The organism is Tenacibaculum sp. DPLXC6, from assembly GCF_056815515.1.
The window spans coordinates 3,281,835-3,304,614 of the sequence record NZ_CP141806.1; the positions used below are offsets into that span (position 1 = coordinate 3,281,835).

Below are 22,780 nucleotides of genomic sequence, written 5' to 3' on the forward strand. Positions count from 1 at the left end.
TTTAGGGAAAACTATGGAATTTATATGTTAAAGTTTTTTTTAAAAGAAGGGAGTTATTTCCTCAGTAAAGAAAAATGCCCTGTCTTTTTTCGGGTTCTACCATTTTTATCAATTAATTTAGCATTGTACCAATAATCGTTTGAAGGTAGAATAGTACCATTGTAAAGCCCATTCCATCCAGAGTTGTTTTTATTTGTAATTTCATTAATTAGTTTTCCAAAACGATTAAAAATTTGAACTTTAACAACATCATAATAATCGTTATCAATCCCTAAAACTTTCCAAGTATCAAAATGTCCGTCTCCGTTAGGAGTAAAGTGACGTTGAAAATATATGGTAGAAATTTTATCAGAAGTAACGACACCACAACCATTTCTATCTCTAATTGAAATGGTGTTTAGTCCTGGAGGAATATCCGTAAAAGTATATGAGAGGTTTTTAGTGCCTTTCACAAAATCGCTAAGATCGATACTGTTTAAAGCATATTCATAGTCGCCTATTCCGTCTATTACAATATCAATTTTATTGTTAAGAGGGTTATCTTGATCATCGACAGATTGTATGTTAACAATTAATGCGTGATTCGATTCTTTTACAAAAAAGGTATTATACCCCATACAATCTTCAGAGATATTAAGGTGACTCCTATAAACTTCAACTTTGTATTCTCCTTCAGTATTAGCGTTGTGAATTGCTAATGTTTCTCCAGCGAGTAAACTACCGTTTAAATACCACTTGTAAGTATCTGTTGGATTTCCAGTATAGGCATTTAAAGGAACTGTATGTGGTTGAGGGCTAGATCTTGGGTTGTCTATACATAAAATGATATCGTTTAAATTGCCTTGAGGTATAGGAAGATTTTCAACATGTAGGTTAAATTTTCCTACACTTTCACAAGCATTATTGGTTTTGGATATAATTCTTACAAATATTTCTGAATCATTAGTAAATAAATCGTCGTCGTATGGAGGTAGAATTTTATTTATTTGTAAAGAAGCGTCGCTAGCTGTTTTGTAAAATTCAATAGAATGTGTAGCGGTTGTTAAAGCTCCATTAGATTTAGTAATAATATCACTTCTTTTTGTATCAAAATCAAAAAAAGCATTTTGACTGCCTATACTTTGGATAGCATTAGGATTTGAGGCATTAATGTCTAATTCACATGAATACATGTCGTCAAAAGTATCTAGACCAGATGAATTAACAGTTAAATCTATGCTTCCTGTATTAAAACACTGTGTTGTATTATTTATAATTTTTACAAGTAGTGTTTGGTTGAAAGGTGAAGTGTTAGTGTAGTTTTGTGGTGATGTTATTGATATGTTATTGTCAAAATCAGTTTGATTTTTAAAAAAGAGAACAGTCACATTTGTATTGTTATTTGATATTTCAGCTACTTTACTTTCCAAATTAAATGTCGTAATTCCGTCAGTAGGATTGCTATCAAAATCACATTGTTGATATGGCTGTATTGGAATAAAATCAGGAGTAGGATTTATCTCTAAATTAAAACTAGTAGAGGTATTTAGGCATCCGAAGTTGTTTTCTACTCTAATAAAAATTTCTTGAGAGTTTTTTTTAGTATTAGTAAAAAAAGTGTTTTTGTTTATAGAGTTTAAATTATTTTGAGCCTCATTAAGGCTTAAATAGTAATTCACAGTATGTGTATTTGGATCTAAAGTTCCTAAAACTTCATTGTCTTTAGAAGATAGTAGAAAAGAACTGTATAAACCATCTGTGTTACTTCCACTATTGATATCGTCACAGACAATATAGTTAATAGGTTGAGTGATGTTTACATTATTATTTACGATAACATTAAAATCGGTTACAGAAAAACATTCAGAGCTTATATTTGTTAACCGTATAAAAATTTTTTGAGGATTACTTGTGTTTTTAAAGGTATTTGGATTTGGAATAGGGTTTGTGTTAGTTTGAGCATCATTATTACTCAAATGATAGCTAATTTTAATATCTGTTTGACTATTTAATATTAGGTTGTCATTGGCAGTTAGGTCAAAATTAGTACTATTATCGAAAGTACCATCACTGTCACATTCTTGCAAATCGTACGATTGACCAACTGTCGGAAGATTGATTGTTGGAGGCTTGTTAAAAGTAGCACTACCAGTCCAATCAATTTTAAAACTACTGCTGCCTATAGGTCTATCAATAACAAGAAAATAAGAATCATTATCATTAACGTTTAAAGAACTAACAAAACTATTACCTAGTGCACCTGGACCTTCAGAGACATCTGTTTCAGATGCTTTAATACCTGTTAGGTTATTTCCTTGGTTACTTGCTGCTGGGTTTGTAGTAGAACAGCGTATGGCTTGACCGATGTTTCCACAACTTACATTTGGGCCAAAGATAAAAAAGTCAAAATCGATGTTAATATCAGTATTATGACTGCCATCAGGGTTAGTTGGAGTTAAGGTGAAGCCTAATGTTCCTCCTTGGTCAATTTTAATTTTAATCCATAAACTATTATTTTCCTGACTAGAACAGGTATTAGAACCTGAAAGTTCTTGAACACCTACCCCAGTAGCATTTAAGTTTTGAAAGCCACTATTACCACATACAACAATTGCATCAGAACAATCATTTTGAGTAAATACTGGTGCACAAGCAAATAATAAACTTAGTATGATTAACTTTTTCATAGCGTGTAATTTATTTTTTTAGTAAAGAGAAATGCCCTGTTTTTTTTCTCACTTTTCCATTAGAATCAATTAACTCAGCATTATACCAATAGTCGTTTGAAGGTAATGTAGTTCCATTATATATGCCATTCCATCCTGGATGATTTTTGTCGGTAATTTCACTAATTATTTTTCCAAAGCGATTAAAAATTTGAACTTTAATAACATCATAATAATCATTATTAACTCCTAAAACTTTCCAAGTATCAAAATGTCCATCTCCATTTGGAGTAAAATGACGTTGAAAATAGATAATTGAAATTTTGTTAGATGTAGTAACTCCACATCCATTTCTGTCTCTAATAGAAATTGAGTTTAGTCCAGGTGGAATATTAGCAAAAGTGTATGTAAGGTTTTCATCTCCTTTGACAAAATCACTGAGATTTGTACTATTTAAAGCGTATTCGTAGTCTCCTAACCCATCAACAGTAATTTCAATTCTATTACTGTCTGGATTATCTTGATCGTCTACTGATTTAATATTTACAATCAATGCTTGGTTAGATTCTTTAACAAAAAATGTATTATATCCCATAAAAGGGGAATTGATGTTTGGATGAGTTCTATAGGCTTCAACTTTATATTCACCTGTAGAGCTTGCGTTTAGAACTGAAGAGTTTTCACCTGAAATTATACTTCCGTTTAGATACCATTTGTAAGTGTCTATAGCATTTCCTGTATCGGCATTTAATGCAACTGTATTTGGTTGAGGATTTAACCTTGGGTTATCAACACATAAAATAATGTCATTAAGGTTTCCTTGAGGAACTGGAATTTTTTCTACAAAAATTTTAAAGTTACCAACAGATTCACAAGATGCAGCTCCCTTATTTGAAATTCTAACATATACATCCGAATTATTGGTAAATAAATCATCTTCGTAAGGAGGTATAATTTGGTTTGTTTGTAGGGCAGCATCTTCTGTTGTTCTATAATATTGAAAATCGTGAGTAACTTCAGATAACGAACCTCCTGAATTATTAATTATTTGTTGTGTCTTCAAAGAGAAGTCAAGAAAATCGTTATTAGTACCAATGCTAAATTTAGCATCAGGGTTAGATGCGTTTTGATCTAATTCATGAATGTATTCATCACTATATCTAGTTAACCCAGTAGGGTTTACCTGTAAGTTAATTAAGTCAGTTTGATAACATTTTGTTGTGTTATTAGTAACTCTAACTATAATAGAGTGATTTATAGCCACTAAATTTGTGTAGTTATTTTTGTTAATAGGTGAAGAAAAATTAGTGTCAGATGTTTCAAAAAACTCAATTGTAACTTCGGAAAGGTTATTTACTAAAGCATTTTCTAGTACTTCAAGGTTAAAAGTTGTAAAACCATCAATAGGTGTATTATCAAAATCACATTGTATGTATGGTTGAATCGTATTAATTGTTGGTTTTGGTTCAAATGTTATTTGGACTTTACCAGTGAATGTTTTTTTACAATAGGAGTTTGATTCTATTTGTATTTCATATAAACCACTACCATAATTAGTATAATCAACTGTTAGAGCCCTAGTATTCGCTATTACTTTTCCATCTTTAAACCAAGTATACGTGTCGTTAGGGTTGTTCTTTTCTGGTACTATATTATACGTTTCCCCAATACAAAAAACTTGATTAGTATTGTTTAAGACTTCGTTAGAACTTAAGTCGATTAACTTTACAGGAGCAAAAAAAGATTGAATAAAAGGTGGTAACCCTTGTGAAGATATTGCTCCTCCTAAATCTACAGCATTTGAAGTAAATTGAATGTCAACAGCATTACCTTCTGGGTTTTCTATGGCTCCTAAATAACGCCTATCTGGAATAGAAGCATAAATTTTTCCATTAGGAGCTAGTTGTAAAGCACCTCTGTAGCCTTGTTCTTGATGAACCTGGGTTTTGGTTTGTGCAATGTTAGCATCTAATAGATTATATTGAAAAATTCTGAAAGAGTTACTATTTTCATGATATAAAGAAGCGTACAGTTTTGTAGACTCTTGAGAGAACTCAACACCATAAGGAGAACCATCAGTTGGGCCATCTGTAAGAATTAGTCCGTTAGAAGATACTTTACCTGTAGCATTATCAAAATCGTATAAAACTAATCTTCCACTTTCGTCATTTGTAAAGTCAGCTAAAGCTATTTTTTTTCCATCAGGAGATACTTTTAAATACCCTCTTTTATCTCTTAAAAAATAAGATGAAGATGATGTGACAGGATTTGTAAAGTCTACTCCGTTTATATCAATTTTATAGGTATAAAAAGTGTCTTGTACGATAGATAAAATCCATATTTCTTTACAGTCCTTTCCTTGAACAGCTGTTACTTTTTCAGACCATTCTCTATCTCGTCCATTAGACAGGTTAATAGGTCCAGAAATAACTTCGCCTCCATTTCCTTTAGAAATGTCGATGGTGTAAAACTTAAATCCTGGGTTATCAGGGTAAGGAAGGTTACCTATAAAATCTGTACCTACTGTAAAAATGTAGTAAATGTTTTTATTTTCTGGGTTTGGAACAATTAAACCAGATTGTGAACTTGATGGATTTCCTTCTAGATTATTAGCTAAACTACCGTTAGAGTAATGCATTAGTTCATGGTTTTTTGTCCAAACATTAATTCCGTCTGAATAAAACAATAGATTACCATTTTCATCTGAAATGGAAGAACAACCTTCATCGGTTCTTAATAAACCGTCATTTAAAGCTACCGGATTACCTGAGTTAAAGTCTAACCCTGCATTGTTCCCAAAATACCAAACATTTGCTTCTTTTTGACTATAAAGAGATATAGAGACAATAATAAAAAACGCTAGAAGTAGTTGTTTCTTCATTCAAATGAAATTATTTATACAAATAAAACAACTAAACTACATAAAACCCTCTATAAATCACGTTTTTTTAACAAAGCATATGATGAATAAATAAAAATAGCTGTCCAAATTAACACGATTGCTATGTTAAAGAGACTAACTGAATAATCCTTAGTAAAGTTTTCTCCTATTTGGTTAGCAACTGATTTTACTGCTCCTAACCGTGTAAATGGTTCTTTAATTAAATTAGCCATAGATTCTAGAGGAAAAAATTGCATGATTGAGTTTACAGCTTCATCAATACCAGTCTTTACATTTCTAAATGTCCAGTATAAATAACCTTTAATTAAACTTTCAATAATTAACCAAACAATCATAGCAGCTACAGCAAAGGCAGATCGTTTAATTAAGACTCCTAAAAATAACCCAAAAGAGAAAAAACCTAAAAGCTTAATGAAAAAAGCAAATAAATAATCTAGATCAGAAAAAATGATTGCAATTTCATTAAAGTCAGAATAGATAGCTCCAAGAATTAATGAGACAACAAAAACAAAAATGGTAGAAATAAGAGCAAAAGCTATAACTGTATAAAACTTTGAAAGGATAAACTCTTTTTTACTCAGGCCATCAATTAAATTTTGTTTTAAAGTTTTGTAACTATACTCGTTAGCCATCATAGAAACGATAACTAATAATAAGAAAAATTTAAAAATAGCTGCCATGTAGGTGTTAAAGTGCCATATATATGGGAAATTGAAAATTCCTTGTTCAGCTAAATGAAATTTTATGGGACCAATATCAAACTTTATTGCAGCAATCAAAGCAATAGAGGTTAATAAAGCGAAGTATATAATTGAAAGAACTTTACTAGCTCTGTTATATTTTAATTTATGAATTTCTATATTTAAAAGTCGTAACATGATGTAAGTTTATTGGTTGTTGGTTAGGTCTAAGAATTGTTGCTCTAAGCTAGGTTTACGTTTTACTAAATGAGAAAGAGAAACTCCTTTATTAAATAAAAACGTATTGATTTCTGAAGCAGATAATTCTGAGGCTAGACTAGCTATTAAAACGCCATTTTCTTCTTTAATACTTCCTATAGCTGAATGATTTTCTAAAAGTTGTTTAAGTGTTTCTTGATTGTCTGCTTGAAGTTCAAAAAAGCCATTAGAAGCAGTCATTTCATCAACTCTACCACTATATAACTTTATTCCGTTTCTTATTACTACTACATGAGAACATACTTTTTCAACCTCGTCGAGTAGGTGAGAGGCTAATAAAATTGTGGTTCCATTTTTAGCAATTTCTTTAATTATTTGACGAATTTCATGTATTCCTTGAGGATCTAGTCCATTTGTAGGCTCATCTAAAATTAAAATCTCAGGGTCATTTAGTAATGCAGAAGCAATAGCTAAACGTTGTTTCATTCCTAAAGAGTAAGTTTTAAACTTACTATTTCTACGCTCGTAAAGGTTGACAGTTTTTAGTTTTTCTTCAATTTTATCGTATGAAACTCCTTTAATTTTACAAATTAACTGTAAGTTTTGAACAGCGCTCATGTATGGGTAGAAGTTAGGACGTTCTATAATTGCTCCTACTTTTTTTAGGGCTTCATGGGTGGATAATTTTCCATTGAACCAGCTAAAGTTACCAGAGGTTTTATTTACTACATTTAAAATAATACCTAAAGTGGTAGACTTTCCACTTCCGTTAGGTCCTAAAATTCCATAAACAGTTCCTTTTTGAATATCGAAAGAAAGATTATTTACGGCATGAACTTTTCCGTATTTTTTATCGAGGTTCTGAATTGATAAAATTGTTTCCAAGCTATTTTGGTTTTTGTTGATTATATGTATTTGACGATTGATATAAATTATTGTTACAATGTATAAAAAAGAAAAGACTTCTTTAATTAAAGAAGTCTTTTACTGTTATTAAAATGTATGTATGTCTTATTTGTTGTCTATTAATCTAAACCCTTCACCGTGAATGTTTAAGATTTCAACATTTTCATCACTTTTTAAATATTTACGAAGTTTAGCAATGTAAACATCCATACTACGAGAGGTAAAATAATTATCATCTCTCCATATTTTTGTCAATGCTAATTCACGAGGCATTAAGTCGTTTTTATGAATAGCTAACATTCGTAAAAGCTTACTCTCTTTAGGTGAAAGTTTTTGAGCTTCACCTCCTTTGTATGTTAAATGACGTAATTTAGAGTTAAAGTCAAAAGCCCCAATTTTAAATTCAAACTCATCACTATCATTCGTTTTTTCAGTTTCTTTACGTTGTAAAATAGCTTTGATTTTATGTAATAAAACTTCTGAATCAAAAGGTTTGTTTAAATAATCATCAGCTCCTACTTGGTATCCTTTTAAAACATCTTCTTTTAGCGTTTTAGCAGTTAAGAAGATGATAGGAATTTCTTTGTTGGTTGCACGGATGTCTTCAGCTAAAGAAAAACCATCTTTACGAGGCATCATTACATCTAAAATACATAAATCATATTCTGCATTTTTAAACATAATCAAACCGTCTATTCCATCTTTAGCATGTGTAACATTGTAATCATTCAATGCTAAATAATCTTTCAGAACTGTTCCAAAATTAGGATCATCTTCTACTAATAATATTTTTTTACTCCCCATTTCTTAATAATTTATATTAATGGTAATTTAACTGTAAATGTGCTTCCTTTACCTTTTTCACTTTCAACATAAACGGTACCTTGGTGGCTGTCTATAATTTCTTTTACATAAGCTAAGCCTAATCCATGACCTTTTACGTTGTGTATATTCCCTTTATGTTCTCTATAAAACTTATCGAACACATACTTTTGAGCGTTTCTGCTCATTCCTATTCCTTCATCTTTTATCTTAAAGATAAAGTATTTATTTGTGTTTTCAGTAAATACATCAATTTTTGGTGCATTTTCTGAATATTTTAATGCGTTTTCTAACATGTTAACCACAACATTTGTTAGATGAAACTGATTTCCAAGAACTTCTGTAGAAATGGCTTCAAAATGTGTTGTAACACTCCCATTTTTGTCGTCGGTTAAAAGTTGAATATGTTCAATAGCCTCTTCAATTATGTCGTGCATATCTACAGCATCCTTACTAATTTCAATTTGGTTCTTTTCTAGTCTTGAAATTCGTAATACATTTTCTACTTGTCCATGCATTCGCTTGTTTTCATCGCGAATCATTTGAACATATCGTTTAACCTTTTCTTCATCAGATATGATTCTTGGGTTTTTAATAGCATCTAATGCTAAGTTAATAGTAGCAATAGGTGTTTTAAACTCATGTGTCATATTGTTAATGAAGTCAGTTTTTATTTCAGAGATCTTTTTTTGACGAATAAGTTGATACAACGATGTTGAAAAAGCAGCAATGATAATTCCTATAAAAAATAAAGAAAGTATCAGTACTTTCATCATACCTGAAAGTAGATTCTTTTTCTCGTTGGGAAATTTAACATATAACTTGTATTTACTATTTCCATTTTCATCTTCTAATAACGGATAGTTAATATCTTCTGGTTGTATGTTAAAGTATCCAGACTTTAACTGTGTTGCTAGTCCGTCTTCGTAAACAACATATTTAAAGTCTTGTGTAATATTCATCTTAGCAAACTCTTCTGTAAGTGTATTGCTTAATTCTTTATTACTTATCCTTTGGTTTATAGGAAACACTGCTTTACTTCGTCTAAAAGCATGTTCCATTACTTCGTCATTCCATGTACTATATATTCTGAAAGAAGAGTGGCGGCTTTCATCTAAAAAAGGCTTAAAATCTTTGCTTCCAGATTTTATTATTTGGGAAAAATAAATGTCTTCTTTTCCCGAGTAACGTTTTATAATGATGGAATCATTATCTACGAACTCATTGGGCATTTTTATACTCTCTTCTAAAATAGTACTACCAAAAGAAAACTTTTTATTACTTACAGTGTCTACTTGCTGAAAAAGAAAAGTTGTTATTTCAGCTTCAGTTCTAAGCTTATCGTTTTCAAAATAGTCTTTATAATTTTGCTGAAACTCTAGGTACTCTCTCTCTTTTATGTTTTCAGAGGTACGAGCTAAAGCAATTTTTACGTTGTTTTTAAATTGTTCTTTTTTATTTTTAATAGCATCATTTATCCAATACACTTGAATAGAGATGATTCCTATCAAAGAAATACTCATTAAAACAACAATGAGAATAAAAATTTTCTTACCCATTATTCAAAAATAAATTAATAAAATTTAGGCGTATAATCTTTTAACTTAGATTAACAAAGTTACTATAAAATTAAGATAATTTTAACAGAAAGAATTAACAAAGCGTAAATTAACGCATCTTTTTTGTTAAAGAATTGTGGATTTTTAAGACTTGTTCTTTTGAGTTTGTAAGTGTAAGGTTTTCAATTAAGTAGTTAGATTGAAGTGTTTTTTTAGTTTCACTCCATTGATTTTTTATTCTATTTTTTACATCTTTAATTGTTGAGTTATCTCTTTTCATAACTCTATCAATTCTTATATTTTCAGGAGCGGTAACTGTAATGATTTTATCGCAAAAAGAATCGCTTCCATTTTCAAAAAGAATTGCGTTTTCATATAGGATATATTCTTTATTGCTGTTTTTTTTTATAAAGTTTTGTAAATGCTCATTAACAACCGGATGTACAATGTTGTTAAGGATAGTTAGCTTTTCTTTGTTATTAAAAACGATTGAAGCTAAGTAGGGTCTGTTCAACTCATTATCAATATACACTTGCTTGCCAAATTCGGCAATTAATTGGTTTTTAATTTTTGGAGATGTAACCATTATTTTTTTAGCTTCATCATCAGCAATATAAATGGCAATATTTTCAAACTCTGAAAACATTTTAACTATGGTAGATTTTCCACTACCTATACCACCTGTTAGACCTACTACCATACTATTCGTATATTAAAAAATCAATTTTATTGGGGACTATCCTTACTAATGTAACCATATCTGGAAGATCTTTTATTTTAGGAGTAAGATAATTGATGTCTTTGTTTTTAGACTGTAGGTAATCGCACTCAACTTTAAATAAATCAGGAGTTACTTCATTAAAGTTTTGTAATCCCACTTTATAAATAATTTTAACCTTTTTTGGAAAAACGTTAATCCCTTTAGGAGCATTTTTAACAAATACAGGAATCTCTATTTCTCCTTCTGTGAATTTATCAACATCAATGTTAATTTCAGCTGTAGAGTGACTTGACTTCAGCTGTACATTTTCAGGAAAAATAATAGGAGAGGAGATAGTAGTACTCTTAGATAAGTTTTCCAAAGTTATACTTTCTAAGTTTAGAAATTCGGTTTTAGCAACATAGGTTTCATCCCCCGAAATTAAAACACTATCAGGAACAATAGTTACAGGCTTAGAAAGGTCATAACCTAACTGAAAAGAAATATTTAAGTTAGATTTTAAAGGAACTTTTTTTGAACTAAGTGTACCAATTTTTAAAGGAATAGTGTCTTCTTTAATTTCAATTAACTCAATGCTGGATTTTAGTTGTTCTTGGACTTCAGAAATTAGATCTTTAGATAAGAAGTAGTAATTAGTTCCAGTTTTTCTTGAAGCTTTATCAAGGTTTAGTTTAATAGGTTTGTGAGTAATGCTAGCAACCAATAAATTATACCCGCTACTTTTTAGCTTTAAAGAAAGATTGTTAATAGGTGTTTCTATTAATGTTTTTTGTTGTGGTAATTGCGTATACTCAACATCATATACTATGGTTGTATCATATTCTTTTGACAGATTAATAAGTAGCCAAAAAAATATTGAAGCAGTTAAAAAACCAAAGAAAGTTTTAGGTATGTTAAATTTTGTTTTCAAGAAATAATTTATTGACGCAATCTACATAAAAAACAAAAAAGTGAGCCCATGAGCTCACTTTTTTATAAAGTTGTATACTGTTATTTTTTAGTTTCAGTAATATATTTTTTACTCATTTCCATAGAAATGGCAGAACGTTCAAACTTTATTTTACCAGCTCCTGTTTCAATAGTAACAGTATTGTCAGTATCATTAATTTCAACAATTTTACCATGAATTCCGCTAGTTGTAACTACTTTAGCTCCTTTTTTAATTTCAGTTTGAAATTGTTTTTCCTTTTTCTGACGTCTCATTTGTGGACGAATAATTAAAAAGTAAAAAACGGCAATCATTGCCACAAAAGGAAGCATATTCATTAAACTTTCTTGTGAGCTAGCTTGTAAAAAAATGGTTGTAAACATTATGAGTTCTTCTTTTTAGGAGTTACCATTCCAGAAATCTTAATAACTTCTCTACCTTTTTCTGTATTGGTAGTTAAAGTGATAGATTTAGATTGCTTGTTAACTCTTCCGTTAGTATTAAAGCTAACTTTAATATCTCCCGTTTTACCTGGAGCAATAGCTTCTTTTGGCCATACAGGAACAGTACATCCACATGATGCTTGCGCATTCGTAATAATTAAATCGCTTTTACCAGTATTTGTTACTACGAAGGTAGTTTTAACAACCTCTCCTTCGTTAACAGTACCAAAGTCAAACTCTTCTTTGTCAAAAGAAATAACAGGCGAGCCTAAACCAATAGAGCTATCCCTTTTTTCTGCGTTTTCAACATTTTCTTTTTTAACTTTTGATGAAGCATTTCCTTGTCCGCAAGAAACTAACATTCCAGCTGAAACAACAAATGCTACTATTACTGCTATTTTCTTCATTTTAAAATATTTTTAGTTTGTTGTAAAAATACTAATTTATTATAATAAACCTCTACCAATTTTAACCATCTTGTTTGAACTTAGATAGTCTTTGGCTAATTTATCTAAAACACCATTAATAAAGTAACCACTTTTGTTTGTAGAATAGTCTTTAGCTAATTCAATATATTCATTAATGGTAACTCTGCTTGGAATAGAAGGGAAGTGTAAAAACTCTGTAATTGCCATCTTGATGATAATCATATCAATATCGGCAATTCTATCAGCTTCCCAGTTAGGAGTTTTCTCTTTAATGTCTTCTTCATATTTATGCTGATGTAACATTGTTTTTGTAAATAAATCAGAAACAAAAACCTTATCATCATTATCTTTATACAAACTTCCTAATATAAATGGCTTATTTGCTTTTTGTTTGTTTAAAGATTTAAGAATCCAAGTATTTACAAAAGGAATATCATCAACCCAAGAAATCATTTTGTCCTCAAAATAATCAGCTAACTTTTCATTAGGAGCTACTATTTCTCTGAAAAAATCAATAACAAAAGCTTTGTCTACATTATAAGAATCTTCAACAGTGTCCATATATTTTTTGTAGATGTCACTTTTCTGTAATTCATCTAATAAGATTTTTACGTATTCATCATCAAGATCCCAATAATTTAGCTTATTAAGCTCAACATACCCCTCTAAACTTACACTTTCGTTAAGTGAGTTTAAAAGTTTATTATCTATAAATTTTGTATTTGGATTGAGTTCTTCTTTGGTAGCTAGTATTTTCTTTTTAGAAAGCTCTATTCTCTTACGAGCTAATTTTTGTACTTCAACTAATAATTGAAGGTTTAAAACGTACAAATCGTACATTTTTTGAATGCTATGTTTTAAGAATTTTTCTTCCTTAACTAAATCATCGCTATGCGATTGTTGCATCGCATAAACCGATTGCATTACTTTAACACGAATATGTCTTCTGTTAATCATTCTAAAGAACTTTAAAAAAAAGAGCGATAGAAACTATTTCTAACGCTCTGCAAAAGTAAAACTTTTTTATTTTTTATCTAGCTATTTTGCTCTTTTTTGCGAGCATCAATTCTTGCTTGTGCAATATTGAAAGCAGCTTGATGTGTAGTTATATTCTCTTTTTCTGATAAATTGAAAATATCTAATGTAGTATTGTAAATGTTTTCAGTTCTCTTTAAGCTTTCTGCTTTATCGTAACCAACAACCTCTGCATATACATTAATAATTCCACCAGCGTTAATTAAGAAATCAGGAGCATAAGCAATTCCTTTTTCTTTTAACATTGTACCGTGTTTTAACTCATTAGCTAATTGGTTGTTAGCTGCACCAGCAATAACTTTAGCTTTTAGTTGAGCAATACTTTCATCATTAATAGTAGCACCTAAAGCACAAGGAGCGTAAATATCAACATCTAATCCAAAAATGTCATTACCTAACACCACGTTAGCACCATATTTTTTACTTAACTCTTCTAAACGAGCTTCGTTAATATCATTTAAAATAACTTGCGCTCCTTCATCAGTAATATGCTTTACTAAAGTTTCACCAACATGACCAACACCTTGAACTAATACTTTTTTACCGTCTAAGTTCTCAGTTCCAAACTTGTATTTAGCAGCAGCCTTCATTCCCATATAAACACCATAAGCAGTTACAGGAGAAGGATTTCCAGAACCTCCAATACTTTCAGAAACACCTGTTACATGTGGAGTAACTTCACGGATAATATCCATGTCACGAGTTTCCATTCCAACATCTTCAGCAGTAATATATTTTCCGCTTAAAGAATTAACAAACTCACCAAATTTACGCATTAAAGCGTCGTTTTTTTGAGTTTTAGCATCACCAATAATAACTGCTTTACCACCACCAAGGTTTAATCCAGTAATAGCAGACTTGTAAGTCATACCACGAGACAAACGTAAAACATCGTTTAAAGCTTCCCATTCACTTTTATATTGCCACATTCTAGTACCTCCTAAGGCAGGTCCTAAAGTTGTGTTATGGATACCGATAATTGCTTTTAAACCTGTATCTTCGTCGTTGCAAAAAACGATTTGCTCGTGATTGTCAAAAGATAACTGACCAAACACTGGGTCATTCTTAAGATCTTTAGTATCAATGATTTCTGATGTCATTTGTTTTGTTTTTTAATTTGAGATGATTTGGACAATCTCAAAAATTCGAGGGCAAAAATAAGAAATCGTTAAAACATAAGCAAAAAAAGTGGTCTCAATTAAGGTATCTTTAACAAGACCCTTTATAAAGTTTAATTTTTATAATAGAATAGAATTGAAAGCATTACAATACTTAAATAAGTACTTTGTTAAATACAAATGGAGGTTATTATTAGGAATTTTAATTACGATATTATCAAAAATACTAACACTAAAAATTCCTGATTTTGTTGGAGACTCATTAAATGTTGTAGAAGATTATCAGTTAGGAAAAATAGCTGAAATGTCTGAAGTAAAAAGTATACTTTTTAAGAACATTTTACTTATAATAGGAGTAACCTTACTAGGTGGTTTTTTTACTTTTTTAATGCGTCAAACTATTATTGTAATGTCTCGATTGATTGAGTTTGATTTAAAAAATGAGATTTACCAGCAATACCAACGACTATCACTTAATTTTTACAAACAAAATAGAACGGGAGACTTAATGAACCGTATTAGTGAAGATGTGTCTAAGGTTCGTATGTATTTTGGACCAGCTATTATGTATTCATTAAATATGTTAGTTTCATTTGCTGTTGGTTTTACCCAAATGTATGCAATATCACCAAAACTTACTTTGTATACAATGATACCTTTTCCAGTATTATCGGTATCAGTTTTTGTATTAAGTAGGCAAATAAATAAACGGAGTACAGTAGTTCAACAGTACCTCTCAAAATTAACTACTTTTAATCAAGAGTTTTTCTCTGGAATTAATGTGGTAAAATCATACGCAATAGAAAGTGCTGTGATTAAAAATTTTGATACGCTGGCAGATGCTAGTAAAGACAAAAACATAAACTTATATAAGGTACAGGCATTATTTTTTCCATTAATGATTTTATTAATAGGAATTAGTAACATTATTGTTCTATATGTTGGTGGTACATTATATATCAATGGAGAAATTCAAGTAGGAGCCATTGGTGCTTTTGTTATGTATGTAAATATTTTAACATGGCCAGTAGCAGTAGTTGGTTGGGTAACTTCAATGGTACAGCAAGCAGAAGCTTCTCAAGAAAGAATAAATGAATTTTTAGAACAAGTTCCTGAAATTAAAAATACAAATGAAGAAGAAACTATAATAGAAGGAGAAATTGAGTTTAAGCATGTTTCGTTAACTTATGAAGACACAAATATCACAGCTTTAAAAGATGTGAGCTTTAAAGTAGAAAAAGGAGAAACATTAGCGATATTAGGAAAAACAGGAAGTGGAAAGTCGTCTATTATTAATTTAGTTTCACGTTTGTATGATACTACTGAAGGAACTGTGTTAATGGATGGAAAAGATATTAAAACCTGTAATTTATATGATATAAGAAACCAAATAGGTTTTGTACCGCAAGAACCATTTTTGTTTTCAGATACCATTGAAAACAATATCAAATTTGGTAAAGAAGATGCTACTGAAGAAGAAATTATTGAAGCGGCTAAAAATGCAGTCATACACGATAATATTATCGATTTTAAACAAGGCTATAAAACTATTTTAGGAGAACGTGGCGTTACGCTTTCAGGGGGGCAGAAGCAACGAACTTCTATTGCAAGAGCAATTATAAAAGATCCTAAGATTTTAATTTTTGATGATTGTTTGTCAGCAGTAGATACTGAGACAGAAGAAAGAATTTTATCAAATTTAGAACGTGTTTCTAGTGATAAAACAACGATAATAATAAGTCATAGGGTATCTTCAGCAAAAAATGCAGATAAAATAATTGTATTAGATAACGGAAAGATAATTCAGCAAGGTGTTCATAATCAATTAGTAAAACAAGAAGGTTATTATAAAGAGTTGTATGAGCAGCAGCTTTTAGAAAAAGAAATATAGCATTTCGTATTGTCAAGTCAAATATTTTGTTAGATTTGTTGAGAAAATTTAAGTAAACAACTATTATTTTAAGTAGCGAATTATGAGCGAGAGAGTAGAACAAGAGGAAATCTTTTCACAGGTTTTAAGAGCAGGAAGAAGAACATATTTTTTTGATGTTAGATCTACAAAGGCAGATGATTATTATTTAACAGTAACAGAGAGTAAGAAGTTTACTCACGATGATGGTTCTTTTCATTATCAAAAGCATAAAATTTATTTATACAAAGAAGATTTTAACGACTTTAAAGAAATGTTGAATAAAGCAACAGACTTTATTGTAAACGAAAAAGGATCTGAGGTAATCAGTGAACGCCATCAAAAAGACTATAAAAAGGAAGAGAACGTAGCAACAGAAGCAACTTCAACAGAAAGTTTTACTGACGTTTCTTTCGACGATATTTAAACAGAAGAAACTGTTTTGCATAGCTCTAAACACAAATTGTACAATTTGTGTTTAGATACTAGATTGTGCAGAAAAAAATCAATTCAAATTCAATTTACACTAGAAAAACCGCCAGTTGTTGCACAGCAATTGGTGGTTTTTTACTTTTTACATAAGTGATTTTATTTTGTTTGGTAGTTTTGATGCGAATTCAACCAGCTGCTTATAAGTTAAAGTTCTACCTACTCTACTATTAAGTTTATCTTCACGCTGGCTAATCCTAAGTAATTTTTGTTTCATAGGAAAGCGAGTTTTGAGTTCTCCTAAATATAATAAAAAAAACTGAATATCAGTAGGTTATATTTTGTTTAAGTTGAAGTATTTTATCAGGAAGTTATTTTTCTTATAAAACTTTTTTCATGGTAGTTGTTTTTGCAACCGTTTCTTGCCATTCTTTTACAGGATTACTGTCGCGTGTAATTCCTCCACCAACATAAATATTTACAGTTTTATTAGAAACCTCCATACAACGAAGATTAACAAACAAATTACTTTCTTTATCATTAATGTTTAACTCTCCTAAAAAACCAGTATAAAAGCTCCTATGGTAGCTTTCATTATCTAAAATAAACTGTTTTGATGTTTCTAAAGGCAATCCGCAAACAGCAGGAGTAGGGTGCAAGCTTTTAATTAAAGAAGCAGTATTAGTTTTTAATTTACCGTTAAGTATAGTTCTTAAATGAAGTAACTTCCCAGCTTTAATAGTTTCAACAGCAGATGTAGTAATTTCTGAAGAAATATTTAATAACCTGTCGGTGATATAATCAGTAACAAACTGTTGTTCTTCTAGCTCTTTAGGTTGCCAAATAACATTAGTTGTGTCATTGTAAACTTGTGTTCCGGCCAAAGCCATAGTAGTAAAACTCTTGTCTTTAATACTTACTAAGGTTTCTGGAGTAGCACCTAACCACATCCCAACCTTAGGGTGATACCATACATATACAAAAGCAGTAGGATAGCTGCTTAAGAGTTTTTGAAAAGTTTCAATAAGGTTAAAGTCAGGTAACTCAACTTTTTCCTTTCTAGATAGCACCACTTTTTTAAATTCCTGGTTTTTAATAGCAGCTACTCCTTTTTCAACTAATTGAATGTGATTTTCTTCGGAAGCAGTATCAGGACTGTGATTTGTATTGTTAGCTAGAATATTATCAATAATAACCTCTTCTTCAGTGTAAGTAGATTGGTTTTTAGGAATCAAAACAGCTTTATCCTTACTATCAAACGGAGCAAAAATAAACCCACTTTCACTATAGTTTTCCGAAGTAATTAAATCATCATTTTGTTGAAACCATCCTTTTACTTTAGAAGTATTAGGTTTTCTATAAGTAACAAAAGGTAATTTTTTGTCTAAAGTCTCTTTTATGTTTGAAAAAATACTCAATCTAGTTGTTGTATTAAATGTTCTTTAATTGCGTCAAATTTACTCCAAATAAATCCATGACCAGCATCAGGTATACTAATTAACTCAAACTGATTTTTTGGAAATTGTTCTTTTAAAAATAATGAGTTTTCAAAAGGTACAATCCAATCATTAGTTCCATGAATACTTACTATGGTGTTTGGTGTAGATTTCCAATTGTTTTCAAAAAGTAGTAAATCTTGTTTATGAGATAACTTTTCTCTGCTAGCTTCTTGCCAAATAGGTGGAACCAACCATCGAGTAAGCTTCCACTTATATAGATTTAAAGACCATGGCATAGGTTCTATTTCGCTATACACTGCTGGAGCCAACAAAATCACTTTCCGAATCTTTTGTTGTATAGCCAAAGCAATAGGACCGCCGTAAGAGTAGCCTACTAGTATTGTTTTGTTGGGGTTATAATCTTGTAAGATACTCTTTAACATATCACGTTCAAAAGCAATACTTTCTTGAACAGGGTTTTTGTCTTGATAATTATAACCAATCCTGTCGTATGAAATCATATTTGCTTTACTAAGCAATACACTGTCTTTCATATATCTTACGAAATCAGTAGAAGATCCTATGGTTCCATGAACAAAAACGAGTGTAGGTAAAGTCGTGTCTTTTATAATGGAAAGTTTCCTAAACTTAAACCCTTTAAAGTTTTCATGAGTGAGAATAGGAGTAACATATCTATCAGAAAACTTTTCAAGTACTTTTGCATCAGATTTTGGAGCAGAAAAATTCCAGAATAAGTAGTACAAAATAAGAAAGAGCACAAAGAGAGTAACTCCAACAATTTTTAAGATTTTCTTCAGCAATTTCATGCTACTGTTTATCTAAAACAATATTGGTAATCTTACAAAGTGAAATCAAGTTATCATCTTCATCAACAATTCTCACTTCCCATAAATGTGTAGTTCTGCCTTTATGAATAGCTTTAGCGGTAGCAAAAACAAGTCCTTCTCGCTTACTTTTTACATGATTGATGCTTAACTCAATTCCTTTTACAATTTTAGAAGAATCTCTTAAAAAAAAAGCAGAAGCACAACTACCTACTGATTCTGCTAGGGCTGCTGTTGCTCCACCATGTAATAATCCATAAGGTTGATGTACTTTAGGAGTTACAGGCATTTTAGCAGTAATAAAATCATCTCCAACATCAACAAACTCTATTTCTAAAGTTTCCATTAATGTATTTTTGTTGTAACTGTTTAAGGTTGTAAGAGATGCTTGCTTATTCATGGTAACTAAAAATTATCACCCAAAAATACGTATTTTTGTACTGACAAAAAATGATAGAATGTATAAAGTACGCGTAATTTTAGATACGAAAGAAGATGTAATAAGAACCCTATTGGTAAATGAAAAAGCTTCGTTAGAAGACCTACACTTTGATATTGCAAAAGCGTTTGGTTTTAATGTACAAGAAATGGCATCTTTTTACCGTACCGATGAAGATTGGAACCAAGGCGAAGAAATTCCACTATTTAATATGTCAGAAGCAGGAGATGGAATTTCAATGGCAACATGTATTTTACATGAAACCTTGCCAAATCAACACGATAAGTTAATTTATGTGTATGATTTTTTACAAATGTGGACGTTTTACGTGGAGGTGATTGAACAATCGAATGAAGAAGTAACTGAAACAAAAATGATTTTATCTGTTGGAGAAATTCCAGAAGAAGCCCCAGAAAAAGAATTTAAAGCAGATGACCTTTCAAAAAATATAGATGATGAAATTGATGATGAATTTAATAACTTTGAAAGCCTTGATGATTTTGACTTTGATAATTACTAAGCTATGGCGCAATTTATAAAATTGTATAACGACAACCCCAATCCAAAAGAGATTGAAAAAATTGTAAAAGTTTTACAAAATGGTGGGTTGATTATCTATCCAACCGATACTGTTTATGGTTTAGGTTGCGATATTACCAATACTAAAGCACTAGAAAAAGTAGCGAGAATAAAAAAAGTAAAGCCAGAAAAAGCCAATTTCTCATTTGTTTGCAACGATTTGAGTCACTTATCAGATTATGTCAAACAAATTGATACAACCACCTATAAAATTTTAAAAAGAGCATTACCAGGACCATATACTTTTGTGTTACCAGGTAGTAATTCACTTCCAAAAGCGTATAAAAAGCGTAAAACGGTAGGTATTCGTGTGCCAGATAATAATATAGCAAGAGCCATTGTAGAAGCTTTAGGGAACCCAATTGTATCTACGTCTATACATGACGAAGATGAAGTATTAGAATACACAACCGATCCTGAATTAATCTTCGAGAAATGGCAAAATATAGTTGATGTTGTAGTTGATGGAGGATACGGAGATAACCATGCATCTACAGTAATTGATTTAACAACCGACGAGCCAGAAGTACTTCGTGAAGGAAAAGGAAGTTTAGATATTTTGTAATTAATAAACTTAGTTTAAATCTTAAAAAATCACTTTTCAATTAAAAGCACAATTCCTATCTTAGTACAGAATAGAAAAAGGATATATGTTTTTACTGGATAGATTCCCTAACGACAGCGGACCAATATATCAAGAAACCATAGCAGGCAGATTACCTGTTGAACCTTTCAATACCTTTAGTAACTTAATATTTATTGTACTACTGATTTACTTCGGAAGAAGAGTTTATCAAAACCCTAAACAATATCCGTTTTTTCTGTTTGCCATTCCAGTAATATTTATCAGTTGGATAGGAGGCACCATGTTTCATGGAACACGAAGTCATGAGTTTTGGTTGTTGTTAGATTGGGTTCCTATTATGATTGTATGTTTAGGAGCTATTATTTATTTCATAGGAAAAATTAAAAAGAAATGGTGGCAACGATTAGCAATAATCGTAGCTATACTTTTAGTATCTATTTTACCAAGGTTTTTACCAATACCTTCAGGGTATAGAACATCGTTTGGATATGCAGTAACAGCATTTGCAGTAATAACTCCGTTAATTTGGTATGCTTACAAAACACATTGGAAAAACGTAAAGTATATAATGTATGGAGTAATGGTATTTGGAATAGCGTTGCTATTTAGAACATTGGATAATAAAGTAGAGTTACTACCTATGGGAACGCACTGGTTATGGCATACTTTCGGAGGAATAGCAGTTTTCTTTCTGCTATATTATATCTATAAAGATGAACAAGAATTAACGTAGTTCAGTAAACTTTTTTCTTCCTTTAGCGTAATACTGCCAAACTATAGACTTGTGTTCGTAGTAATTCGATTTTTTAGGAGATTTATTTCTCTTTTTTATGAACTTAGGAAGATGCATATAAAAACTAAAATGAGCTTTTAAAATAGCAAACAAATGATTAGGTTTTCCTTCTAATAAAAATTTAAGGCTTGCCAAACCGTCTAAGATCAAACGAGAAAAAATAATTGGAAACAATTTCGTAGAAGGTAAGTTTTTAACCAAGTTGAGTAAACTATTCCTGAAATTTAAAAACGTTTTTCTAGGATTTAACGTATCCAATGTAGCACCACCCACATGGTATACAATTGAAGCCCCAACGTACTTTATAGTATGTCCACTGTTTTTAGCGCGCCAGCACAAATCAATTTCTTCTTGATGTGCAAAAAAGTCTTCATCAAAACCGTTGAGTTGATGAAAAACTTCTGAACGAATAAAAAAACAAGCTCCCGATGCCCAAAAAATTTCAGAAGTATCGTTAAACTGTCCGTTGTCAATTTCCAAGTCGCTAAACAAACGACCACGACAATACGGGTATCCAAAAGCATCAATAAAGCCACCACCAGCACCAGCATATTCAAACTTCGATTTATCTTTAAAATCTAAAATCTTTGGTTGAATAATCGCAGTGTTAGCTTCTTTCTTAAAAGTATCAATAATAGGAGTTAACCAATTCTTGGTAACTTCAATATCAGAATTTACCAAACAATATACATCTGCATCAATATGTTGTAATGCGTCGTTGTAACCTTTTGCATAACCACCGTTTTCGGTATTTTTTACAATCTTAACAGTAGGGAAATGCTGCATAATAAAGGCAATAGAATCATCCGTAGAAGCATTGTCAGCGACATATACTTCTGCTTCTTCAGAGCTAAAATTTACGACAGAAGGTAAAAACTGCTCAAGCAATTTTTTTCCGTTCCAGTTTAATATGACGATTGCTGTTTTCAAGACGGCAAATTTACAGTTTATAAATGAAATTACATTAAAAACCTCTCGTCATTCCGACTGTATGGGAGGAATCTCTTTAAGGTGTGTTACTCATATTCATGAGATTTCTCCTTCCGTTACACTCCAGTTCGAAATGACAATCGTGTTTCGTCATTGCGAGCGGTAGTGAAGCAATCTTTTTTATCGAGAGTAAGATAGCCATGTAATTACCATTCCTTGCTATGACGTTTCGCATTCCTGTCATTTCGAACGGATGTGAGAAACTCCATTTAGAGGAGTAAGTAACTCTTATGTTTAAGATTTCTCAGTAGTTACCTCTTTCGAAATGACATTATAGTAATCGTCATTGCGAGAGGAACGAAGCAATCTGTTTGTTGAGAGTGAGATAGCTACGTCGTTGTCACTCCTCGCTATGACGTTTCACA

21 protein-coding genes are annotated in these 22,780 nt (G+C 30.9%); 5 read left to right on the top strand and 16 right to left on the bottom strand.

Annotated features, from left to right (window positions below; genetic code table 11):
* Nucleotides 1-53: 53 nt before the first annotated feature.
* The 12 genes from VCM48_RS15100 to VCM48_RS15155 form a co-directional block, all read right to left on the bottom strand.
* Nucleotides 54-2,666 (bottom strand): T9SS type B sorting domain-containing protein, encoded by a 2,613-nt coding sequence (locus VCM48_RS15100; RefSeq protein WP_482271046.1) that lies wholly within the window; start codon nucleotides 2,664-2,666, stop codon nucleotides 54-56.
* A 10-nt stretch (nucleotides 2,667-2,676) separates the two neighbouring features.
* Entirely contained in the window at nucleotides 2,677-5,526 is a 2,850-nt protein-coding gene (locus VCM48_RS15105) for a T9SS type B sorting domain-containing protein (protein WP_482271047.1), read from the bottom strand.
* Between the two features lie 50 nt (nucleotides 5,527-5,576).
* On the bottom strand, nucleotides 5,577-6,425 hold the full coding sequence (locus VCM48_RS15110) for an ABC transporter permease (RefSeq protein WP_274641205.1): 849 nt from the start codon (nucleotides 6,423-6,425) through the stop codon (nucleotides 5,577-5,579).
* A 9-nt stretch (nucleotides 6,426-6,434) separates the two neighbouring features.
* Nucleotides 6,435-7,331, bottom strand: coding sequence for an ABC transporter ATP-binding protein (locus VCM48_RS15115; protein ID WP_274641206.1), 897 nt, complete (start codon nucleotides 7,329-7,331; stop codon nucleotides 6,435-6,437).
* A 126-nt stretch (nucleotides 7,332-7,457) separates the two neighbouring features.
* On the bottom strand, nucleotides 7,458-8,156 hold the full coding sequence (locus VCM48_RS15120; protein ID WP_125068104.1) for a response regulator transcription factor: 699 nt from the start codon (nucleotides 8,154-8,156) through the stop codon (nucleotides 7,458-7,460).
* A gap of 11 nt (nucleotides 8,157-8,167) precedes the next feature.
* Nucleotides 8,168-9,733 (bottom strand): sensor histidine kinase, encoded by a 1,566-nt coding sequence (locus VCM48_RS15125; RefSeq protein ID WP_274641207.1) that lies wholly within the window; start codon nucleotides 9,731-9,733, stop codon nucleotides 8,168-8,170.
* 109 nt (nucleotides 9,734-9,842) lie between these two features.
* Complete coding sequence (coaE, locus tag VCM48_RS15130; protein ID WP_482271048.1) at nucleotides 9,843-10,433, bottom strand: dephospho-CoA kinase; 591 nt, start codon at nucleotides 10,431-10,433, stop codon at nucleotides 9,843-9,845.
* Between the two features lies 1 nt (nucleotide 10,434).
* A complete protein-coding gene (locus VCM48_RS15135) occupies nucleotides 10,435-11,364 on the bottom strand; it encodes a YbbR-like domain-containing protein (protein ID WP_482271049.1) in 930 nt (309 codons plus the stop codon).
* Between the two features lie 80 nt (nucleotides 11,365-11,444).
* A complete protein-coding gene (gene yajC, locus VCM48_RS15140) occupies nucleotides 11,445-11,765 on the bottom strand; it encodes a preprotein translocase subunit YajC (RefSeq protein WP_099216516.1) in 321 nt (106 codons plus the stop codon).
* Nucleotides 11,765-12,232, bottom strand: a complete 468-nt coding sequence (locus tag VCM48_RS15145; protein ID WP_124590302.1) for a DUF1573 domain-containing protein — start codon at nucleotides 12,230-12,232, stop codon at nucleotides 11,765-11,767. Before VCM48_RS15145 ends, yajC begins: the two co-directional genes overlap by 1 nt.
* Nucleotides 12,233-12,271: 39 nt before the next feature.
* Nucleotides 12,272-13,210, bottom strand: coding sequence for a transcription antitermination factor NusB (gene nusB, locus VCM48_RS15150; RefSeq protein WP_124590300.1), 939 nt, complete (start codon nucleotides 13,208-13,210; stop codon nucleotides 12,272-12,274).
* Nucleotides 13,211-13,287: 77 nt separating this feature from the next.
* On the bottom strand, nucleotides 13,288-14,388 hold the full coding sequence (locus VCM48_RS15155) for a Glu/Leu/Phe/Val family dehydrogenase (RefSeq protein WP_274641211.1): 1,101 nt from the start codon (nucleotides 14,386-14,388) through the stop codon (nucleotides 13,288-13,290).
* 154 nt (nucleotides 14,389-14,542) lie between these two features.
* On the opposite strand from VCM48_RS15155, the gene VCM48_RS15160 reads away from it, so the two are divergent.
* Nucleotides 14,543-16,297 carry an ABC transporter ATP-binding protein gene (locus VCM48_RS15160; protein WP_482271050.1) on the top strand — a complete coding sequence of 585 codons (1,755 nt, stop codon included), beginning with the start codon at nucleotides 14,543-14,545 and terminating at the stop codon, nucleotides 16,295-16,297.
* Nucleotides 16,298-16,379: 82 nt separating this feature from the next.
* Nucleotides 16,380-16,742 (top strand): PUR family DNA/RNA-binding protein, encoded by a 363-nt coding sequence (locus VCM48_RS15165; RefSeq protein WP_274641213.1) that lies wholly within the window; start codon nucleotides 16,380-16,382, stop codon nucleotides 16,740-16,742.
* Nucleotides 16,743-17,124: 382 nt separating this feature from the next.
* Here the strand turns inward: VCM48_RS15165 and VCM48_RS15170 are convergent, their stop codons facing one another.
* From VCM48_RS15170 to VCM48_RS15180, 3 genes are read right to left on the bottom strand one after another with little or no spacing between them, the layout of a single operon-like run.
* The gene (locus VCM48_RS15170) at nucleotides 17,125-18,162 is read right to left on the bottom strand and encodes an isochorismate synthase (protein WP_482271051.1); all 1,038 of its coding nucleotides are present in this window, start codon (nucleotides 18,160-18,162) and stop codon (nucleotides 17,125-17,127) included.
* The gene (locus VCM48_RS15175; protein ID WP_482271052.1) at nucleotides 18,159-19,010 is read right to left on the bottom strand and encodes an alpha/beta fold hydrolase; all 852 of its coding nucleotides are present in this window, start codon (nucleotides 19,008-19,010) and stop codon (nucleotides 18,159-18,161) included. The genes VCM48_RS15170 and VCM48_RS15175 overlap by 4 nt, the downstream gene beginning before the upstream one ends.
* 1 nt (nucleotide 19,011) lies before the next feature.
* The gene (locus VCM48_RS15180) at nucleotides 19,012-19,428 is read right to left on the bottom strand and encodes a PaaI family thioesterase (RefSeq protein WP_482271053.1); all 417 of its coding nucleotides are present in this window, start codon (nucleotides 19,426-19,428) and stop codon (nucleotides 19,012-19,014) included.
* 58 nt (nucleotides 19,429-19,486) lie between these two features.
* Between VCM48_RS15180 and VCM48_RS15185 the strand changes: the two genes are divergently transcribed.
* The 3 genes from VCM48_RS15185 to VCM48_RS15195 all read left to right on the top strand — a co-directional run bounded on the left by VCM48_RS15185 (nucleotide 19,487) and on the right by VCM48_RS15195 (nucleotide 21,365).
* Nucleotides 19,487-19,987: an IS1096 element passenger TnpR family protein gene (locus tag VCM48_RS15185; protein WP_482271054.1), complete on the top strand. Its 501-nt coding sequence runs from the start codon at nucleotides 19,487-19,489 to the stop codon at nucleotides 19,985-19,987.
* A gap of 3 nt (nucleotides 19,988-19,990) precedes the next feature.
* The gene (locus VCM48_RS15190; protein ID WP_482271055.1) at nucleotides 19,991-20,611 is read left to right on the top strand and encodes an L-threonylcarbamoyladenylate synthase; all 621 of its coding nucleotides are present in this window, start codon (nucleotides 19,991-19,993) and stop codon (nucleotides 20,609-20,611) included.
* An 85-nt stretch (nucleotides 20,612-20,696) separates the two neighbouring features.
* Entirely contained in the window at nucleotides 20,697-21,365 is a 669-nt protein-coding gene (locus VCM48_RS15195; RefSeq protein WP_482271056.1) for a ceramidase domain-containing protein, read from the top strand.
* On the opposite strand, the gene VCM48_RS15200 is transcribed toward VCM48_RS15195, so the two are convergent.
* Complete coding sequence (locus VCM48_RS15200) at nucleotides 21,357-22,355, bottom strand: glycosyltransferase family 2 protein (RefSeq protein ID WP_482271057.1); 999 nt, start codon at nucleotides 22,353-22,355, stop codon at nucleotides 21,357-21,359. The genes VCM48_RS15195 and VCM48_RS15200 overlap by 9 nt on opposite strands.
* Between the last annotated feature and the right edge of the window lie 425 nt (nucleotides 22,356-22,780).

What these genes read in the sequence shown, in the direction of transcription:
- VCM48_RS15155 (WP_274641211.1), bottom strand. Translation starts at nt 14,388, where the DNA reads ATGACATCAGAAATCATTGATACTAAAGATCTTAAGAATGACCCAGTG.
- VCM48_RS15145 (WP_124590302.1), bottom strand. Translation starts at nt 12,232, where the DNA reads ATGAAGAAAATAGCAGTAATAGTAGCATTTGTTGTTTCAGCTGGAATG.
- nusB (WP_124590300.1), bottom strand. Translation starts at nt 13,210, where the DNA reads ATGATTAACAGAAGACATATTCGTGTTAAAGTAATGCAATCGGTTTAT.
- VCM48_RS15120 (WP_125068104.1), bottom strand. Translation starts at nt 8,156, where the DNA reads ATGGGGAGTAAAAAAATATTATTAGTAGAAGATGATCCTAATTTTGGA.
- yajC (WP_099216516.1), bottom strand. Translation starts at nt 11,765, where the DNA reads ATGTTTACAACCATTTTTTTACAAGCTAGCTCACAAGAAAGTTTAATG.
- VCM48_RS15105 (WP_482271047.1), bottom strand. Translation starts at nt 5,526, where the DNA reads ATGAAGAAACAACTACTTCTAGCGTTTTTTATTATTGTCTCTATATCT.
- VCM48_RS15100 (WP_482271046.1), bottom strand. Translation starts at nt 2,666, where the DNA reads ATGAAAAAGTTAATCATACTAAGTTTATTATTTGCTTGTGCACCAGTA.
- VCM48_RS15110 (WP_274641205.1), bottom strand. Translation starts at nt 6,425, where the DNA reads ATGTTACGACTTTTAAATATAGAAATTCATAAATTAAAATATAACAGA.
- VCM48_RS15175 (WP_482271052.1), bottom strand. Translation starts at nt 19,010, where the DNA reads ATGAAATTGCTGAAGAAAATCTTAAAAATTGTTGGAGTTACTCTCTTT.
- VCM48_RS15180 (WP_482271053.1), bottom strand. Translation starts at nt 19,428, where the DNA reads ATGAATAAGCAAGCATCTCTTACAACCTTAAACAGTTACAACAAAAAT.
- VCM48_RS15125 (WP_274641207.1), bottom strand. Translation starts at nt 9,733, where the DNA reads ATGGGTAAGAAAATTTTTATTCTCATTGTTGTTTTAATGAGTATTTCT.
- VCM48_RS15165 (WP_274641213.1), top strand. Translation starts at nt 16,380, where the DNA reads ATGAGCGAGAGAGTAGAACAAGAGGAAATCTTTTCACAGGTTTTAAGA.
- VCM48_RS15190 (WP_482271055.1), top strand. Translation starts at nt 19,991, where the DNA reads ATGGCGCAATTTATAAAATTGTATAACGACAACCCCAATCCAAAAGAG.
- VCM48_RS15185 (WP_482271054.1), top strand. Translation starts at nt 19,487, where the DNA reads ATGTATAAAGTACGCGTAATTTTAGATACGAAAGAAGATGTAATAAGA.
- VCM48_RS15195 (WP_482271056.1), top strand. Translation starts at nt 20,697, where the DNA reads ATGTTTTTACTGGATAGATTCCCTAACGACAGCGGACCAATATATCAA.
- coaE (WP_482271048.1), bottom strand. Translation starts at nt 10,433, where the DNA reads ATGGTAGTAGGTCTAACAGGTGGTATAGGTAGTGGAAAATCTACCATA.